This is a genomic window from Kouleothrix sp., assembly GCF_046328425.1.
Classification (GTDB): domain Bacteria; phylum Chloroflexota; class Chloroflexia; order Chloroflexales; family Roseiflexaceae; genus Kouleothrix.
The window spans coordinates 13,359-28,140 of sequence record NZ_JAXLWP010000005.1 but is presented as its reverse complement, the minus strand read 5'-3'; the positions used below and the strand labels follow the sequence as shown (position 1 = coordinate 28,140).

The window sequence follows — 14,782 nt, the reverse complement described above, 5'->3', positions numbered from 1 at the left end:
CTGCAATGTTCGCGCTCCGCGCGAACATTGCAGCACCATAAGAAATACCGCTCTACCGAAGGCAAAACGGCCAACCGCGTAGCTCATGAAAGTTACAGGGGTGACACGATGCGCAATATTCAGATCCTGCTAGGCAAAGAGTGGCTCGACCTGCGCAAGCAGCGCGGGCTGATCTTGAGCATTGTGGTGCTGCCGCTCATGCTGACGATCATCCCGGCCGTGGTGCTATTCGGCATCCGCTTCGCGCCAGGGCAAGCCAGCGGCGACGAATTCTCCCGGCAAGTCGCGCGGCTGAACCCGGCGCTGAGCGGCATGTCGCAGGCCGAGCTGGCGCAGGCGCTGCCGGGGCAAGCGTTCTCGTCGATGTACCTGCTGATCCCCATGATCCTGCCGAGCATCATCGCGGCCTATAGCATCGTTGGCGAAAAAAGCAGCCGCACGCTCGAGCCGCTGCTGGCGACGCCAATCAAAACCTGGGAGCTGATGGCCGGCAAGATGCTGGCCGCGCTAGTGCCGACCATGCTGCTCACGTGGGCATTCGGCGCGGTCTTTGTGGCCGCCGCGCGCATAGCGGCGCTGAGCCCGCGCGTGTTCAGCGCAATCGTCAGCCCCGGCTGGCTCACCGTGTTCGCGCTGTGCACGCCACTGCTAGCGCTGATCGCGATCGCCGCGATGGTGGCGATCTCGGCGCGCGTAAACGACCCGCGCACCGCGCAGCAGTACTCGGCCTGGCTGGTGGTGCCGTTTCTCGCGGTGTTCTTTGGGCAGGTCAGCGGCCTGGTAACGCTCAGCCCGGCCGTGGCGCTGGCCGCCACACTGGTGCTTGCAATCATCGCCGCGCTGGCGATCTGGGGCGCCACGCTGCTGTTCGCGCGCGAGGCGATACTGACGCGCTGGGCATGAGGGCAGACAAGCGCTTTCCTACAGAGGCCCGTAATTCGCATAGGTATCAGCACATTTGTACTATTATAGCGCGTATCAATGCGTTATGATATATCCATTTAGTATATATAAATCTCCTCTTCACAATTTTGCAACCTTATAGTATACTGCCTCATCATACCTCTTGAGCCATTTAGCATAGTCTTCCTTCGCCACAGACGTAGTCCGCAGCGACTATATTCACACATATCAGAAGGGTCGGAGTAGGCGCCGATCGTTCCCACAAGGCTGTACACGGCGTGTGCTTACGAGCACGCGCTAGTTGGCGATTTGCCGTCAGGCCCACGGCGGCCGTTAGGCACAGCCTACCCTACCCGACCACGAAGAAGCCGCAGGCATTGCACCCAAAGGCACGCCTATGTCCAGTGCATCTTCGCCAGGCACGCTCCACCAGCGGATCATCGGTTGGTATATTGGCGTTTGCGGATGGTTGCTGCTAGCGGCCACAGCGCCAATGCGCAGGCAATACCGCAGCGAGATCTTGCTTGACCTTGAGGCGCTTGCACAAACAGCGTACCGCCAAAGCAATTATAAATACCTCGGGTTATTCAAACGCATACTCTTTGATGGCCTTGGCCTGGCCCAAGGCGTCGCGCTCGACCGCTTGAGCACAATTTGGGCGTCTACTGCTGGCAGAATATTGCTTGCGGCCCTACTGGTTGCCACGATCGGCGTGGGCATGTGGCATTTCAGAATTTTACCGCCGATTTTTCCTTCCCCACCATCAACAAGCACATCGGTGGTAGCTACTACAGCCAGTTTGGTGATTGATCCCACACCTTCACCTTTTAATGTACCACTAACCCAAATAACCCAGCCTGTTTTCCCAACCATAACACCGGCTATAACACCTTCTCCAACCTATATCACTGCGACCCCGTTGTTACACCTTATTACACCTACTACATCAAATGGTACTAATGTCACCCAGATCATCGCATCGCCGCTGGCTGTGAAGCCTACAGCCACACCGCTGCCGCCATCCGGTGTGAAGACCTTCACGCCGACAACCACGCCAACCCACACGCCCACGCGCACCGTCACGAACACGCCAACCCACACACCCACGCGCACTGTAACAAATACGCCAACCCACACTCTCACGCGCACTGTAACAAATACGCCAACCCACACGCCCACGCGCACTGTAACAAATACGCCAACTCACACGCCCACGCGTACACCAACCAACACTAGCACTGCAACACGTACCGCCACGCCAAGCAACACGGCTACAGCCACGCCCTGCCGGCCAAAAGCCTGCACGCCAACTCCAACCAAAACCCGAACAAATACACCTACAAGAACCCGAACGAGCACGCCGACGCTGCCGTCAACAAACACGCCAACAAGGACACGAACAGCATCGCCGACGCGCACGCCGACGGCGAGCCGAACGGCAACTCCCACCGCGACCCGCACTCTCTCTCCGACCCCAACACGTACACCCTGCCCGCTCTGGCTTTGCCGCCCAACCTGGCCACCAACCCGTACGGCAACCAGGACGCTCACGCCGACGAGAACACCGACACGCACTGCTACGAGTACGCCGACGGCAACCGCTTGCCCGCTGAAGATTTGCACGCCGACGCCCACACGAACGGCGACACGCACTGCTACGAGTACGCCGACGGCAACCGCTTGCCCGCTGAAGATTTGCACACCAACGCCCACGCGAACGGCGACGAGAACATCAACTGCTACGCCATCCCGAACGCGCAGACCAACACGAACGCCAACGTCAACGGTTATCCCAAGCCTGACCCGAACGCCAACGCTGACACCAACCGACACGCCGACGCCGACCGACACGCCAACTGTCACCGATACACCGACGCCGACCGACACGCCAACTGTCACCGATACACCGACGCCGACCGACACGCCAACTGTCACCGATACGCCGACGCCGACCGACACGCCAACCCACACACCGACGCCATCAGATGACGAAACGCGCTTCCCAGTGGCAGACGCGTATGTGCGCAATGGCGACGAAGCAGATACGAACCACGGCGCAGATACCCTGCTCATTGTTAAAGACGGCAGCGATGAGTACGACCGAAATGCTTATATCCGCTTCGACCTCCCGTCAGTGTCCGGGCCAGTGGTACGAGCCATTCTCACTCTAACAGTTGAGCGCCTGCCCAATGGCGAGCCCGCACCTGTGAAGCTGTATGTTTCCGACAACAACTGGCAGGAAGACACGATTACCTGGAACAATCGCCCGCCGATTAACAGTGCGGTGCCATTTCTCAGCGCCGAGATCAGCCAGCTTGGCGATATCGAATTCGACATCACCGATTACATCAACGCGACACTTGATCGTGGCGAGCGTAGCATCACGCTCGTGATAGCCGATGGAACCACCGCCCGGCGCATGGTGCGCTTCTGGAGTCGCGAGGGCACTACGCCGCCGGGGTTAGATATATCTTTTAGATAGTTTTATTGTGAGCAGAAGCTGTTATATATTCCGCAGAACTGCAAAAAGCGGAATACTCTTCAACTTTTCTTTTACAATAAATAATAAAATCAATTATACACAAAGTAAGCTAAGTAAGGAGACGATAATGTATACAAACACGTTAGTGTATCGCATACTCAGGAAATTAGATGGCACTCCCAAACATGGATATGATATTATATTAAGTTTATTTAATGATTCCAATAGAATGTCACGTTTTATACATCCATTTACATTGTACTATACTATAGATAAAATGCTAAATGACGGGGTTATCGAGGAAGTGAGCGATAATGCTAATCTTAAAAATAATGAAAATCATCGAAGATATTATCAAATAACATATAGAGGAAGGCAGATCATGCTGGAAGAGATAAGACGACAACAATCTACAAATATACATTAGGATCTTTAATATAAAATTCAAATCACGTTTCAATAAAATAAATGGGCATACTGGAGTCGCAATGAAATACGATGTATATATTTCTTATAGTAAAAAAGATCGCACGTGGGTAAAAGATTGGCTTCTCCAACGTCTTGAGAATGCTGGGCTAACAGTATGTGTTGATTACCGCGATTTCGTATTTGGCCACCCAAAAATGCGCAATATTGAGAATGCAGTAGATAATAGTCACAAAATATTATTAATACTTACCGAAGATTGGCTACTTAGTGAATTTACCGAATTCACCGAACTAATAGCACGAAACGGCGATCCCAACAACACGATACGAAACCGAATCATACCAGTTAAGTTGGAAGTATTTACATTACCAAAACGACTTGAGATATTGGATTGTATCGATCTTACAAACTATTCTATGCGCGAACAAAAACTTCAGCAGATTATTCAAAAAATAACTAATAGTAGCTCGAATATCCGCAAAAATAAAAATATTGAATTTGAAGTACCTATTCCTGATTTTCCAACAGAATCGGAAGTACATGAAGGAACAGAAAAAGAAACCGATGCAAGCATGTCATCCGTTTCGCCAATACCACCGCTATTATTACCATTTGCCGATCCATTTATAGAAAACGCTACCGTCGGTGAAGGACAGCGCTACCGGATTATTAGACCACTTGGAAAGGGTGGTTTCGCAACTGCTTATTTAGCCGAGGATTTACCGCTAAAGCGCAAATACGTTATCAAACGTTTAACTTTAACTCCAGAAATGAGTGACGATGAACGCCGTAATGTACGCCATACCTTTAAGGAAGAAGTGAGAATACTTAAAGAGCTAAGTGACGAACATACAGAAGGTATCCCTAAAATCTGGGATCTCCTTGAAAAGCATGATAGCTTTGTTATGGATTATATTGAAGGTGCCAATCTAAATGAACTACTCGAACAAGCTAATGGTCGGGCTTTACCACTTATCAATGCATTGAGTTACATACAAAAAGTATGTGATATATTAGTTCGCTTACACACGCATAGGCCCATTATTATTCATCGGGATATTACACCCTCTAATATTATGCGGGGACGAGATGGGCGCATCTGGCTGATAGACTTTGGTTTGGGTAAATTACTATCGCGTGAATATAGTACGGGCGGCGTCTATGACTACGGCGGAACGCGTGGATTTATGGCTCCTGAACAGTTGGAAGGTCAAACTGAACCACGTTCGGATATTTATACTTTGGCTGTAACACTATACGTATTATTAACAGGTAAGCAACATTATCTCAGTGCTGGTCGACCTTTACCTTTAGCTAGCAAAGTAAATCCAAATATACCGCCTGAGGTTGACCAACTTATCACAGAAAGCTGGAGCACGCGAATAGAAGATCGTCCAAATGCACAAGTATTTCTTAATCGTTTGAATATTATTATTCAATCACTCAGAGGATCAGCACCTGTTCATGCTCCTGATGGCAAAGTAATAGAAACATCGCGCGAATTAGTGATGTGGTGTATAAATAACTGGGAGACCGGAGTGCAATGGGCACGTTCAGATCTACACAATCAACTACGAAATAATTGGGGTAAAACTGAACTTTCTGATAAAGTTCGCGATCTTGTTAGCGACAGTTTGATCCCTCAAAATATCCTTCTCGATACTATATTACTGCTCATAGATCAAGATTTTTACGGCAATGGCCCATACTTAATCTCAGCAGATAATCCTGCCCTAAACTTTGGAAATATAGAGAAAGATAACCCGAAAGAACTAACTATTAATATTACGAATACAAGTCGTCGATACTTACGCGCTAGAATTGACTATCCTGAGTGGATTATAATAAACCACCCAACAATCGAACTATATCCCTATCGACCAATTACGATATCACTTGCACTTAATGAACATCGTCTGCCAAATAAGCCTGCTTTGAATGAATTCATATTCGTAAAAAAGGAAGGAGATGAGCTACTACGCATTAGAGTACAGGCAATTCGAATTCCTGTAAATAGTAAACATAATTCTTATAAAATAATTATGTTATATTTAGCGGTTTTAACTTTTTTCACTGCGCTTATATTTTACTTTGTAAAGTATTACTAACTGGCGAGTTTTCCCTTAATAAACTGTAAGGGCGTGATATATCGCGCCCTTACAATATCAGTTCAGATTGGCTATACTTTAGACTCTATTATGTTTTAAATGAAAATATAATTTATTACGTTTCCTTTCCTATTTCCAGCTTCACCTCTTCCCCGCCTCGCCCGGGCACTCGTACATAAGCTCGGTGCGGTAGGCTTCGCTCACCAGCTGCTTCAGGCGCTCGACCTCGGCGCGGGCCACCTGGCGGCCCAGCGGCGTCAGCCGGTAGTAGCGCCGCCGCTCGTCGTCGACGGCTGGGTCGGGGCGGTCTTCGGCCTCGGCGATCAGCTCGGCCTCAAGCAGGCGCCTGAGCGAGCGGTATAGCGTGGCCGGGCCAAGCCGCGCGTGGTACCCCGCGCGCGCCGCGATCTCCTGCATAATGCCGTAGCCGTGCATCTCGGCCTCTGCCAACGCCAACATGATCTGAAACTCGGCCTGCGTCAGGGGTAGGAAAGCCGCCGGATCGCGCGTAGTTGCGTCCATACTCCATCTCGATAGTTATGACTGTGATGCTGGAAATCGCCTAGATGCCCTGTGCGACCAGGGGGTTATTTAGGGAGGAACAGCATAGCCTACCTTGCCTCAATGCGCCAGCGCTTCCAGGTTACAGAACGGTGACAACACCGCGCTGGCACGGTTGGTTATACACCTGCCGCAGCGCGCCGGCTATCACATAAAAGTCCTATCTTGCTCGGTACCTTCATCCCACCTCGGCCATAGACTCGGCGGCGGCCGCGGCGCCACACGGGCATAAAGCTACATGGCGCGCGGAGGAACACGCCCCCGCGCGCCATGCGCCCTGTGGATCAGATCGAGCGAACGCCGGCTACGGCACCGTCACCGCGAAGTCGTTGGTGGCGGTTTTGCCGGCGCTATCGGTGACCGCCAGCTGCACGGTGTAGTCGCCGCTCTTCGGGAAGTACTTGGCGTAGTCGGCCGGGTCGATCGACACATTGCCGCTCGAGTTCTCCTTGATCACCTGGCCCACGACTGCCTCGGCGCCCGCCGGCGCCTTGGTGATCGTCCACTTGTAGTCTTTGATATCGCCGGCCGACTTGCTGGCGTCGAGCACCAGCGCCTGGCCCTGCTGCAGCGTCACGTCGCTGGCGGCGGCGCTCAGCGCGCCGGCTGCGTCGCTCACGGCCGTGGCCGCCTCGGGGCCGGCGAGCGCCGTGGCCGCCTCGTTCAGCGCGGCGACGGTGGTTGGCTCGGCCAGCGCAGTGGCGCCCTGATCGAGCGCGCTATTCGCCAGCGCGGCGTTGGTCGGGTCGGAGGCTGCGGTGGCGATCTGATCAAGCGCGGCGCCGGCGGTGGGGCCGCTCGCGGCCGTGGCCGCCTGGCTGGCGGCGTCGTTCACCGCCGGGCCGCCGCAGGCGCTCAGCAGCAGCGCGGCGCCGAGCGCGAGGGGTGCGAGTATTTTTCGCATGGCATTGTTCCTTTATCTCTTCGCAATCGGGCGCAGGCCTTGCTGTGCGCCCGCGTGGATGTAAGCAAGAACGGGGCCACGTGCCAGTTTCGCCTTCCCAGCGCCCCAGATAGTACCTTGCTCTCAGCCGCGAGTGGGACCAGCGGCCTATCACGACCCGGTACCGCCGGGTATTGACAGCCGCGCCGCGCTACCGTAGGCTTGACACAGCGTATTTCCGCTTGCTGAAGCAGTGCGCCGCCACCGCGCCCAGCAGCGTCGGCGCCGATCGCCCGAGGCGAGCCTCGTAAAGGAGCAGAAGAAAAGGCATTCGAGGGTTCTCGATCTACCTGGCTACTACGTCGACGCCAACATTTCGCGACAGGAGATTGGCATGCCCTTCACGACCACCAGGCCGCGCGGCGCGCTGCGCCGGCTGGCCCCTATCACGCTTCTGGTCATCCTGGCCCTGGCGACCGGCGCGCGCACGCCCGCCGCCAGCGCCGCGGCGGCGCCTGCCGACCTGGGCGACGCCCCCGACAGCGACAACAACCACGCCGGGATTGCCAACACTGCCTACCCCGGCGTTCCCGGCCGCTTCCCGACCGTCTGGAATTCGGGTACGCCCGCGCCCTCCGGCCCGCGCCACGCCAACACCGGCCGCACCTGGCTCGGCGCCAGTGTCACCGGCGAGGACGAGGCCGACACCGGCGCCGACGCCGACGGCAAAAATAATATTCTGGCCGGCGGCGCCGATAACGCCAACAACGACGGCGGCGATGACGGCTGGCTGAACCAGAGCAGCGCGCTGATCGGCGACTGCCGCGAGAGCACGCTCAGCGTGCGTGTATCGAAGAACCTCAACGCCCAGCCGCCGACCGGCCGCATGTTTCTGAACGTCTGGTTCGACGGCAACCGCGACGGCGATTGGGCCGACCAGCGCGCCTGCCCGGGCGGCCAGAGCGTGACCTCCGAGTGGATCGTGCGCAACTTCGTGATCGATACCAGCACGTTCGCGGCGCCCTCGCAGGATTTCACCATCCCGACAATGCTGGTGCTGAACGCCGCGCCAAGCGCGCCCGCCTGGGTGCGCTTCAGCCTGAGCGAGCAGCCGGCCCCCACCGCCGACGGCGGCATCGCCGACGGGCGCGGCCCAGCCGCGCCAAACAGCTACGCCGAGGGCGAGACCGAAGACTACCTGTTTACGCCGCCCGCGCCCGGCCAGGGCGAGCCCGGCCCGATCACGATCAGCAAGGCCACCAGCGCCAGCGGCACGCCCGGCCTGAACGCGGTGCTCGGCTACACGATCGACATCGCCAACACCGGCGCGGCCGGCAGCCCCGCCGCGCTAGCGGTGATGTCCGACACGCTCTCGCCCAACGTGCAGCTCGTGAGCGGGCCAAGCGTCAGCGAGATCGCGCCGGGCGCCAGCCCGCTGGTGGCCTACTTCGACGCCGGCGCCGGGCCGCGCGGCACGATCGGCTGGAAGGGCGCGCTGGCGCCCCAGGCCAAGCTGCGCGTGAGCTTCCAGGTGAAGCTGACGCAGTGCCCCGACGGCCAGCCCAACCGCGTGATCCACAATGTCGCGCGCGCCCAGCAGCTCAACCGCGCGCCCATCCAGAGCGCCGACATCCAGGTGCCGGTGAGCTGCCAGCCGCCGCCCACCGGCCAGATCACGCTCGAGAAGCGGATTGTGGCCGAGAATAACGGCCAGCCCGCGCTGGTGATCGACCGCGGCATCCTGCCCGGCCAGGAAGCGACGTACATGCTGACGCTGGCCACGACGAATGTGTCGCATACGGTGCATATCAGCGACGTGCTGCCGCTGGGCTTGCAGGGCATCGACGCGGCCGCCGAGCGCGGCGAGGCGCATATCGTCGGCGACGGCGGCACCGCGACCTGGGACGGCACGGTGGCGCCTGGCGCTCCGGTGCACGTCAAGCTGCGCGTACGGCTCACAGGCGACGTGCGCTGCGAAGATCAGCTAGTGAACACCGCGCGCTGGTACACCAGCAACGAGCAGGGCCAGAGCAACGCGACCATGCTGCGGCTTGCGTGCCACGACCTCGGCGACGCCCCCGATAGCAGCAACCACTTCAACACCATGCCGATCATGGCCTACCCCGGCGTGCCCGGCCAGTTCCCGACGGTCTTCAACAGCGCAGCGCCGCACGGCCCCGAGCACCTGATCGCCGGCCCGCTGCGGCTTGGCACCGCCGTGACCGCCGAGGACGAGGCCGATGTCGGCTTCGACAGCGACGGCGCCCACAACCTCGAGCCCGCGAGTGGCGCGGCCGACCTCGACAAGGGCGACGACGGGCTGGCGCGCGACAAGGTGCAGTTCAGCAACTGCGCCACTGCGCAGCTGCCGATCAAGGTCAGCGTCGACCCGCAGGCGAGCGGCTGGCTCACGGCGACCAGCGGCATAGCCTACCTGAATGTGTGGCTCGACAGCAACCGCGACGGCGACTGGGCCGACTCGTTCGAGTGCCCCGCCGCCAGCGGCAACGGCCCGGCGCTTGCGCGCGAGCACATCGTGATCGACATGCCGATCGACACCACCAAGATCGCCGGCACGCAAGATCTGCTGGCCAGCACCAGCGGGCCGGTGGCCTGGCCGCAGCAGCTGGCCGGCAAACCGGCGTGGCTGCGCGTCACGCTCAGCGACCGGCCCGCGAACAAGGTGCTGCCGGCGGGCTGCACGGGCCTGGCCTGCAGCTACGGCGACGGGCGCGGCTACGATCAGCCGTTCCGCCTCGGCGAAACCGAAGACTACCTGCTAGTATCGCGCGGCGAGAGCGCCCCGGCCGACCCCGCCGTCGAGAAGAGCGGCAGTATCTTCCCCGAGTTTCGCAGCGATGGGCCAAACGGCGACACGCCGATCTGGCGGATCAGCTGGCGCATCGGCTACCAGAACCACGGCGCTGGCGCGGCCGGCGGCGTGGCCCTGACCGATACCCTCAGCGGCCCGCAGACGCGCGGCGAGGTGCTGGCGGTGCCGAATCTGCCGCACAGCGACGCGGGCGCGATCACCAGCTTCGCGCTCGGCGACCTTGGCCCCGGCCAGGCCGGCGTGATTGTGCTGCAGACCAGCGCGCCAATAACCACGCCGCCCGGCACGATCCTCAGCAATACGGTGACGATCCAGAGCGCCAGCGACAGCAACACGGCCAACAACACCGCCGTGGCGAGTGTCACAGTGCCGCTGCTGCCGCCGGTGATCGTCTACCCAACGCCAGGCACCACCTGCGAGACCACGATCAGCATCAGCGGGCGCGCCCAGCCCGGCGCGGCGGTGGACGTCTACGTCGACGGCGCGCTGCTCGGCTCGCAAACCGCCAGCAACGCCGGGGTCTGGTCGCAGCCAGCCACACTGGCGAACGGCGCGCACGACATCTACGCCGTAGCGCGGCTCGGCGGCGTCGCCAGCCAGCCCTCGCCAACCGCAACGGTCATGGTCGACAGCACGCTGGGCTGGAGCCCGCTGAGCTTGCGGTTCACCGACGACGGCGGGCGCGCGTTCATCCCGCGCGACAAGAGCGGCCGCACCGACCAGGACGGCTGGAATGTGTTTCTGCGCGCGCACACCACCTACACCGTGACGGTGAAGCTGTGCTGCACCGACCCGAGCGCCACCGTAACGCTCGACGTTCCGACCGCCGGCACGGTGAGCCTGGCCGACCCGGATAACAACCACGTGTTCCAAACGACCTTCACCACCGGCGACCGCGCCGAGCTGGGCAGCAGCAGCTTGCGCATCTGCGTCACGTGCAACCTGGTGCGGCGCTGCTCCGACGGCCAGGTGCTGATCGATCCGGAAGGCGTGGTATACGACGCGCGGCTCGGCCCCACGGCCGGCAAGCTGGCCGGCGCCACAGTGACGTGTAGCCAGGCGCAGACCAGCGCGAGCGGCGCGACATCGTTCGGGCTATGGCCGGCGAGCGACTTCGGGCAAACCAACCCGCAGACAACCGCGGCCAACGGCTTCTTCAGCTTCTACACGCCGCCCGGCACCTACCGGCTCGAAGCCAGCAAGGCCGGCTACCAGCCGTACCGCAGCCGCGATATCGTAGTGAGCAACACGCCGGTGGAGTATAACATCGCGCTGACGCCCAAGATCGCCGGCAGCGCTACCGTCACCGTCACGGTCGGCCCGAACGGCTTCGAGCCGCCGGTGGTGAAGGTGCGGCCCGGCACGGTGATCGTGTGGGTCAACACCGACACGCAGGGTCACACGATCACCGGCAGCGGCGCATCGGCCCAGAGCGCGCGCGACGTGCAGCTGGACGGCGGCGGCGCGAACAGCTGGGACAGTGGCCTGCTCGCCGCCGGCGCGACATACAAGCGCCAGGTGAGCGGCAGCGGCACATTCGGCTACGCCGACGCCGAGAACCCGACCAACAGCGCCACGATCGTCTCGGACGGGCGCGTGTTTGTGCCGGTGGCCAGCCGCTAGTATTCCGTTTTGGCGTCGTGGTGCGGTCGCAAAGCCACTGCACCACGACGCCAACAATACCCCCCGCTCCCGCGCTCGGAAGCGTGGTGAGCACAAGGCAGTGTGGCGGTTTCAGCTTTGCCGAAATCGCCACACTGCCTTTTGTTCCCCTGGCAAGCGGTATTTGTGGTATCCTATGGGCCGCGCGATCGGGCGCGAGCAGAGCGGGAGCCACGATGCCAGAAGCGACAGCCCCAGCCAAGCCAGAAGTAATGAGCCCGGCCGGCTACTGGCCGCAGCTCCACGCCGCGATCGAGGCAGGCGCCGACGCGGTGTACTTTGGCCTGAAGCACTTCACCGCGCGCGCCAAGGTCGGGTTCGAACCCGGCGAGCTGCCCGAGGTGATGCGCACGCTGCACCAGCGCGGCGTGAAGGGCTATGTCACCTTCAACACGCTGGTGTTCGAGCGCGAGCTGCACGAGGCGGCCCACGCGCTGGCCGAGATCGCCGCAGCTGGGGCCGACTCGATCATCGTGCAGGACGTGGGCATAGCGCGGCTGGCGCGCCAGATCGCGCCAGAGCTCGAGATCCACGGCAGCACCCAGATGAGCATCACCTCGGCCGAGGGCGTGGAGCTGGCGCGGCGCTTTGGCGTGAGCCGGGTGGTGCTGGCGCGCGAGCTGTCGCTCGACGATATTCGCGCCATCCGCGCCCAGACGGACTGCGAGCTCGAGATGTTTGTCCATGGCGCGCTGTGCGTCTCGTACTCGGGGCAGTGCTTTTCGTCGGAGGCCTGGGGCGGGCGCAGCGCCAACCGCGGCCAGTGCGCGCAGGCCTGCCGCCTGCCCTACGAGCTGCTGGTCGACGGCCGCCTGCGCCCGCTGGGCGACGCGCGCTACCTGCTTTCGCCCGGCGACCTGTACGCCCTGCCGCTGGTGCCCGAGATCGTACGCCTGGGCGTGTCGGCGCTGAAGATCGAGGGCCGCTACAAGGACGCGAACTACGTGGCGATCACCACCAGCGCGTACCGCAAGGCCGTGGACGAAGCCTGGGCCGGCGTGTCGCTGAGTATCGGCCGCGCCGACGAGCTGCGCATCGAGCAGGTGTACTCGCGCGGCCTGGGCGCGCACTTTGTGAGCGGCACCAACCACCAGTCGGTGGTGAGCGGCCGTACGCCGCGCCACCGCGGGGTGCTGGCCGGCCGCGTGGCGCGGGTGCTGCCCGACCGCGTGCTGCTGGCGCCCGACCCGGCGATCGCCGCCGCGCCGCTGAAGCCAGGCGACGGCATGGTGTTCGACGCGGCCGGCTGGCGCAGCCCCGAGCAGCCCGAGGAGGGCGGGCGCCTCTACGGCGTCGCGGCGGCGCGCGATGGCCAGCTCGAGCTGCGCTTCGGCCCTGGCGCGATCGACACGGCGCGCATTCGCGCCGGCGACCTGGTGTGGCGCACGCACGACCCCGACCTCGACCGCGCCGCGCGGCCTTTTACGCAGGCCGCCGCGCCAGTGCAGAAGCAGCCGCTGCGCCTGCGCGTGGTGGCGCACGAGGGCGCGCCGCTGGCGATCGAGTGGGTGCTGGCGCGCCGGCCCGATCTGCGCGTGACGGTGCGCTCGGACGAGCCGCTCGGGCCGGCGCAGAGCCGCGCGCTCAGCGCCGAGTTCCTGCGCGAGCAGCTTGGCCGCCTCGGCAATACGCCCTACCAGCTGGCCGAGCTGGAGCTCGACCTGCGCGGCCAACCGTTTGCGCCCAGCTCGCTGCTGAACAGCCTGCGCCGCTCCGCCACCGAGCAGCTGGCCGAGCTGCAGGCCACAGCGCGCTGGATAGCGATCAACGACCCGGAACAGGCGCTTGCTGCGCTCAGCGCGCGTCCTTGGCTAAAACAAACTCACGAGCTGCCTAGCCACCAAGACACCAAGACACCAAGAATACCTGAACCAGATACGATTGCAGAGGAACCTTCGCGCCCTGATGCCTTGCTGGCAGCTTCGCGGCCGTCTATTCAACATGAACTGCACCTGCTGGTGCGCACGCCCGAGCAGCTCGAGGCCGCGATCGAGCTGCGCCCGGCCAGCATCACGCTCGACTACCTCGAGCTCTACGGGCTGCGGCCGGCAGTCGAGCGCGTGCAGGAGCACGGAATCGCTGCGCGGGTGGCCAGCCCGCGCGTGCTCAAGCCCAGCGAGCAGCGCGTCGTGCGATTTCTGCTGAAGCTCGGCTGCGCGATCGTGGTGCGCTCGAGCGGGCTGCTCGAGGCGCTGCAGCAGGAAGATTGCCCCGAGCTGATCGGCGACTTCAGCCTGAACGCCGCGAACACCCTGACGGCCGCGACCTTCATGCAGCTTGGGCTTGCGCGCATCACCCCTACGCACGATCTGAACGCCGCCCAGGTGGCCGATCTGGCCGCCAGCCTGGGCGCCGAAAAGCTCGAGGTGGTGGCCTACCAGCACCTGCCGGTGTTTCACACCGAGCACTGCGTGTTCTGCCGCTTTCTCTCGGCGGGCACCAGCTACAAAGACTGCGGCCACCCCTGCGAGCAGCACCGCGTGGCGCTGCGCGACGTGAGCGGCCGCGCCCACCCGGTGATGGCCGACGTGGGCTGCCGCAACACTGTGTTTGGAGCCCAGGCCCAGGATGCCAGCCGGCACCTCGACGCATGGCGCGAGGCGGGGATCGGCCACTTCCGGCTCGAGTTCGTACACGAGACCGGCGATCAGGTGCGGCGCGTGGGCCAGGCGTGGCGCGAGGCGCTGGCCGGGCGCATGGCCAGCCACGAGCTGGCGCGCCAGCTGGCGCGCGTCGCGCCGCAGGGCGCCACCGAGGGCAGCCTGTTCGTGCCCGACGAGCACCTGATAATCCCGCTGGCGCAGTAGCGCAGCGCGGCAAAGTAGGCGCATTCGGCCTTCGCCACGCGCCAAGCCAGCCGAAGCAACCCTCGCGCTCGCACACGCTCGCATATCCCGACACCGCGCCAGCCCGGCGCGTAC

9 protein-coding genes are annotated in these 14,782 nt (G+C 61.3%); 7 read left to right on the top strand and 2 right to left on the bottom strand.

Going from position 1 to position 14,782, the window contains the following annotated elements; genetic code table 11:
- Positions 1 to 108 precede the first annotated feature (108 nt).
- From U0177_RS04865 to U0177_RS04845, 5 genes are all read left to right on the top strand, one after another.
- A complete protein-coding gene (locus tag U0177_RS04865) occupies positions 109 to 903 on the top strand; it encodes an ABC transporter permease subunit (protein ID WP_409569474.1) in 795 nt (264 codons plus the stop codon).
- A 1,503-nt stretch (positions 904 to 2,406) separates the two neighbouring features.
- The gene (locus U0177_RS04860; protein ID WP_409569473.1) at positions 2,407 to 2,892 is read left to right on the top strand and encodes a hypothetical protein; all 486 of its coding nucleotides are present in this window, start codon (positions 2,407 to 2,409) and stop codon (positions 2,890 to 2,892) included.
- A gap of 16 nt (positions 2,893 to 2,908) precedes the next feature.
- Positions 2,909 to 3,385, top strand: a complete 477-nt coding sequence (locus tag U0177_RS04855) for a DNRLRE domain-containing protein (protein ID WP_409569472.1) — start codon at positions 2,909 to 2,911, stop codon at positions 3,383 to 3,385.
- 127 nt (positions 3,386 to 3,512) lie between these two features.
- Positions 3,513 to 3,812 carry a PadR family transcriptional regulator gene (locus U0177_RS04850; RefSeq protein WP_409569471.1) on the top strand — a complete coding sequence of 100 codons (300 nt, stop codon included), beginning with the start codon at positions 3,513 to 3,515 and terminating at the stop codon, positions 3,810 to 3,812.
- 61 nt (positions 3,813 to 3,873) lie between these two features.
- Positions 3,874 to 5,922, top strand: a complete 2,049-nt coding sequence (locus U0177_RS04845; protein WP_409569470.1) for a protein kinase domain-containing protein — start codon at positions 3,874 to 3,876, stop codon at positions 5,920 to 5,922.
- A gap of 141 nt (positions 5,923 to 6,063) precedes the next feature.
- Here U0177_RS04845 and U0177_RS04840 read toward each other — a convergent pair whose 3' ends face one another.
- Together U0177_RS04840 and U0177_RS04835 are read right to left on the bottom strand one after the other, a co-directional pair.
- Positions 6,064 to 6,444, bottom strand: a complete 381-nt coding sequence (locus tag U0177_RS04840) for a PadR family transcriptional regulator (RefSeq protein WP_409569469.1) — start codon at positions 6,442 to 6,444, stop codon at positions 6,064 to 6,066.
- A 343-nt stretch (positions 6,445 to 6,787) separates the two neighbouring features.
- On the bottom strand, positions 6,788 to 7,387 hold the full coding sequence (locus tag U0177_RS04835) for a PKD domain-containing protein (RefSeq protein ID WP_409569468.1): 600 nt from the start codon (positions 7,385 to 7,387) through the stop codon (positions 6,788 to 6,790).
- A 373-nt stretch (positions 7,388 to 7,760) separates the two neighbouring features.
- Here U0177_RS04835 and U0177_RS04830 point away from each other — a divergent pair, with 373 nt between their 5' ends.
- Positions 7,761 to 11,822: a hypothetical protein gene (locus U0177_RS04830; protein ID WP_409569467.1), complete on the top strand. Its 4,062-nt coding sequence runs from the start codon at positions 7,761 to 7,763 to the stop codon at positions 11,820 to 11,822.
- Positions 11,823 to 12,037: 215 nt separating this feature from the next.
- Positions 12,038 to 14,668: a DUF3656 domain-containing protein gene (locus U0177_RS04825; RefSeq protein WP_409569466.1), complete on the top strand. Its 2,631-nt coding sequence runs from the start codon at positions 12,038 to 12,040 to the stop codon at positions 14,666 to 14,668.
- Positions 14,669 to 14,782: the final 114 nt, after the last annotated feature.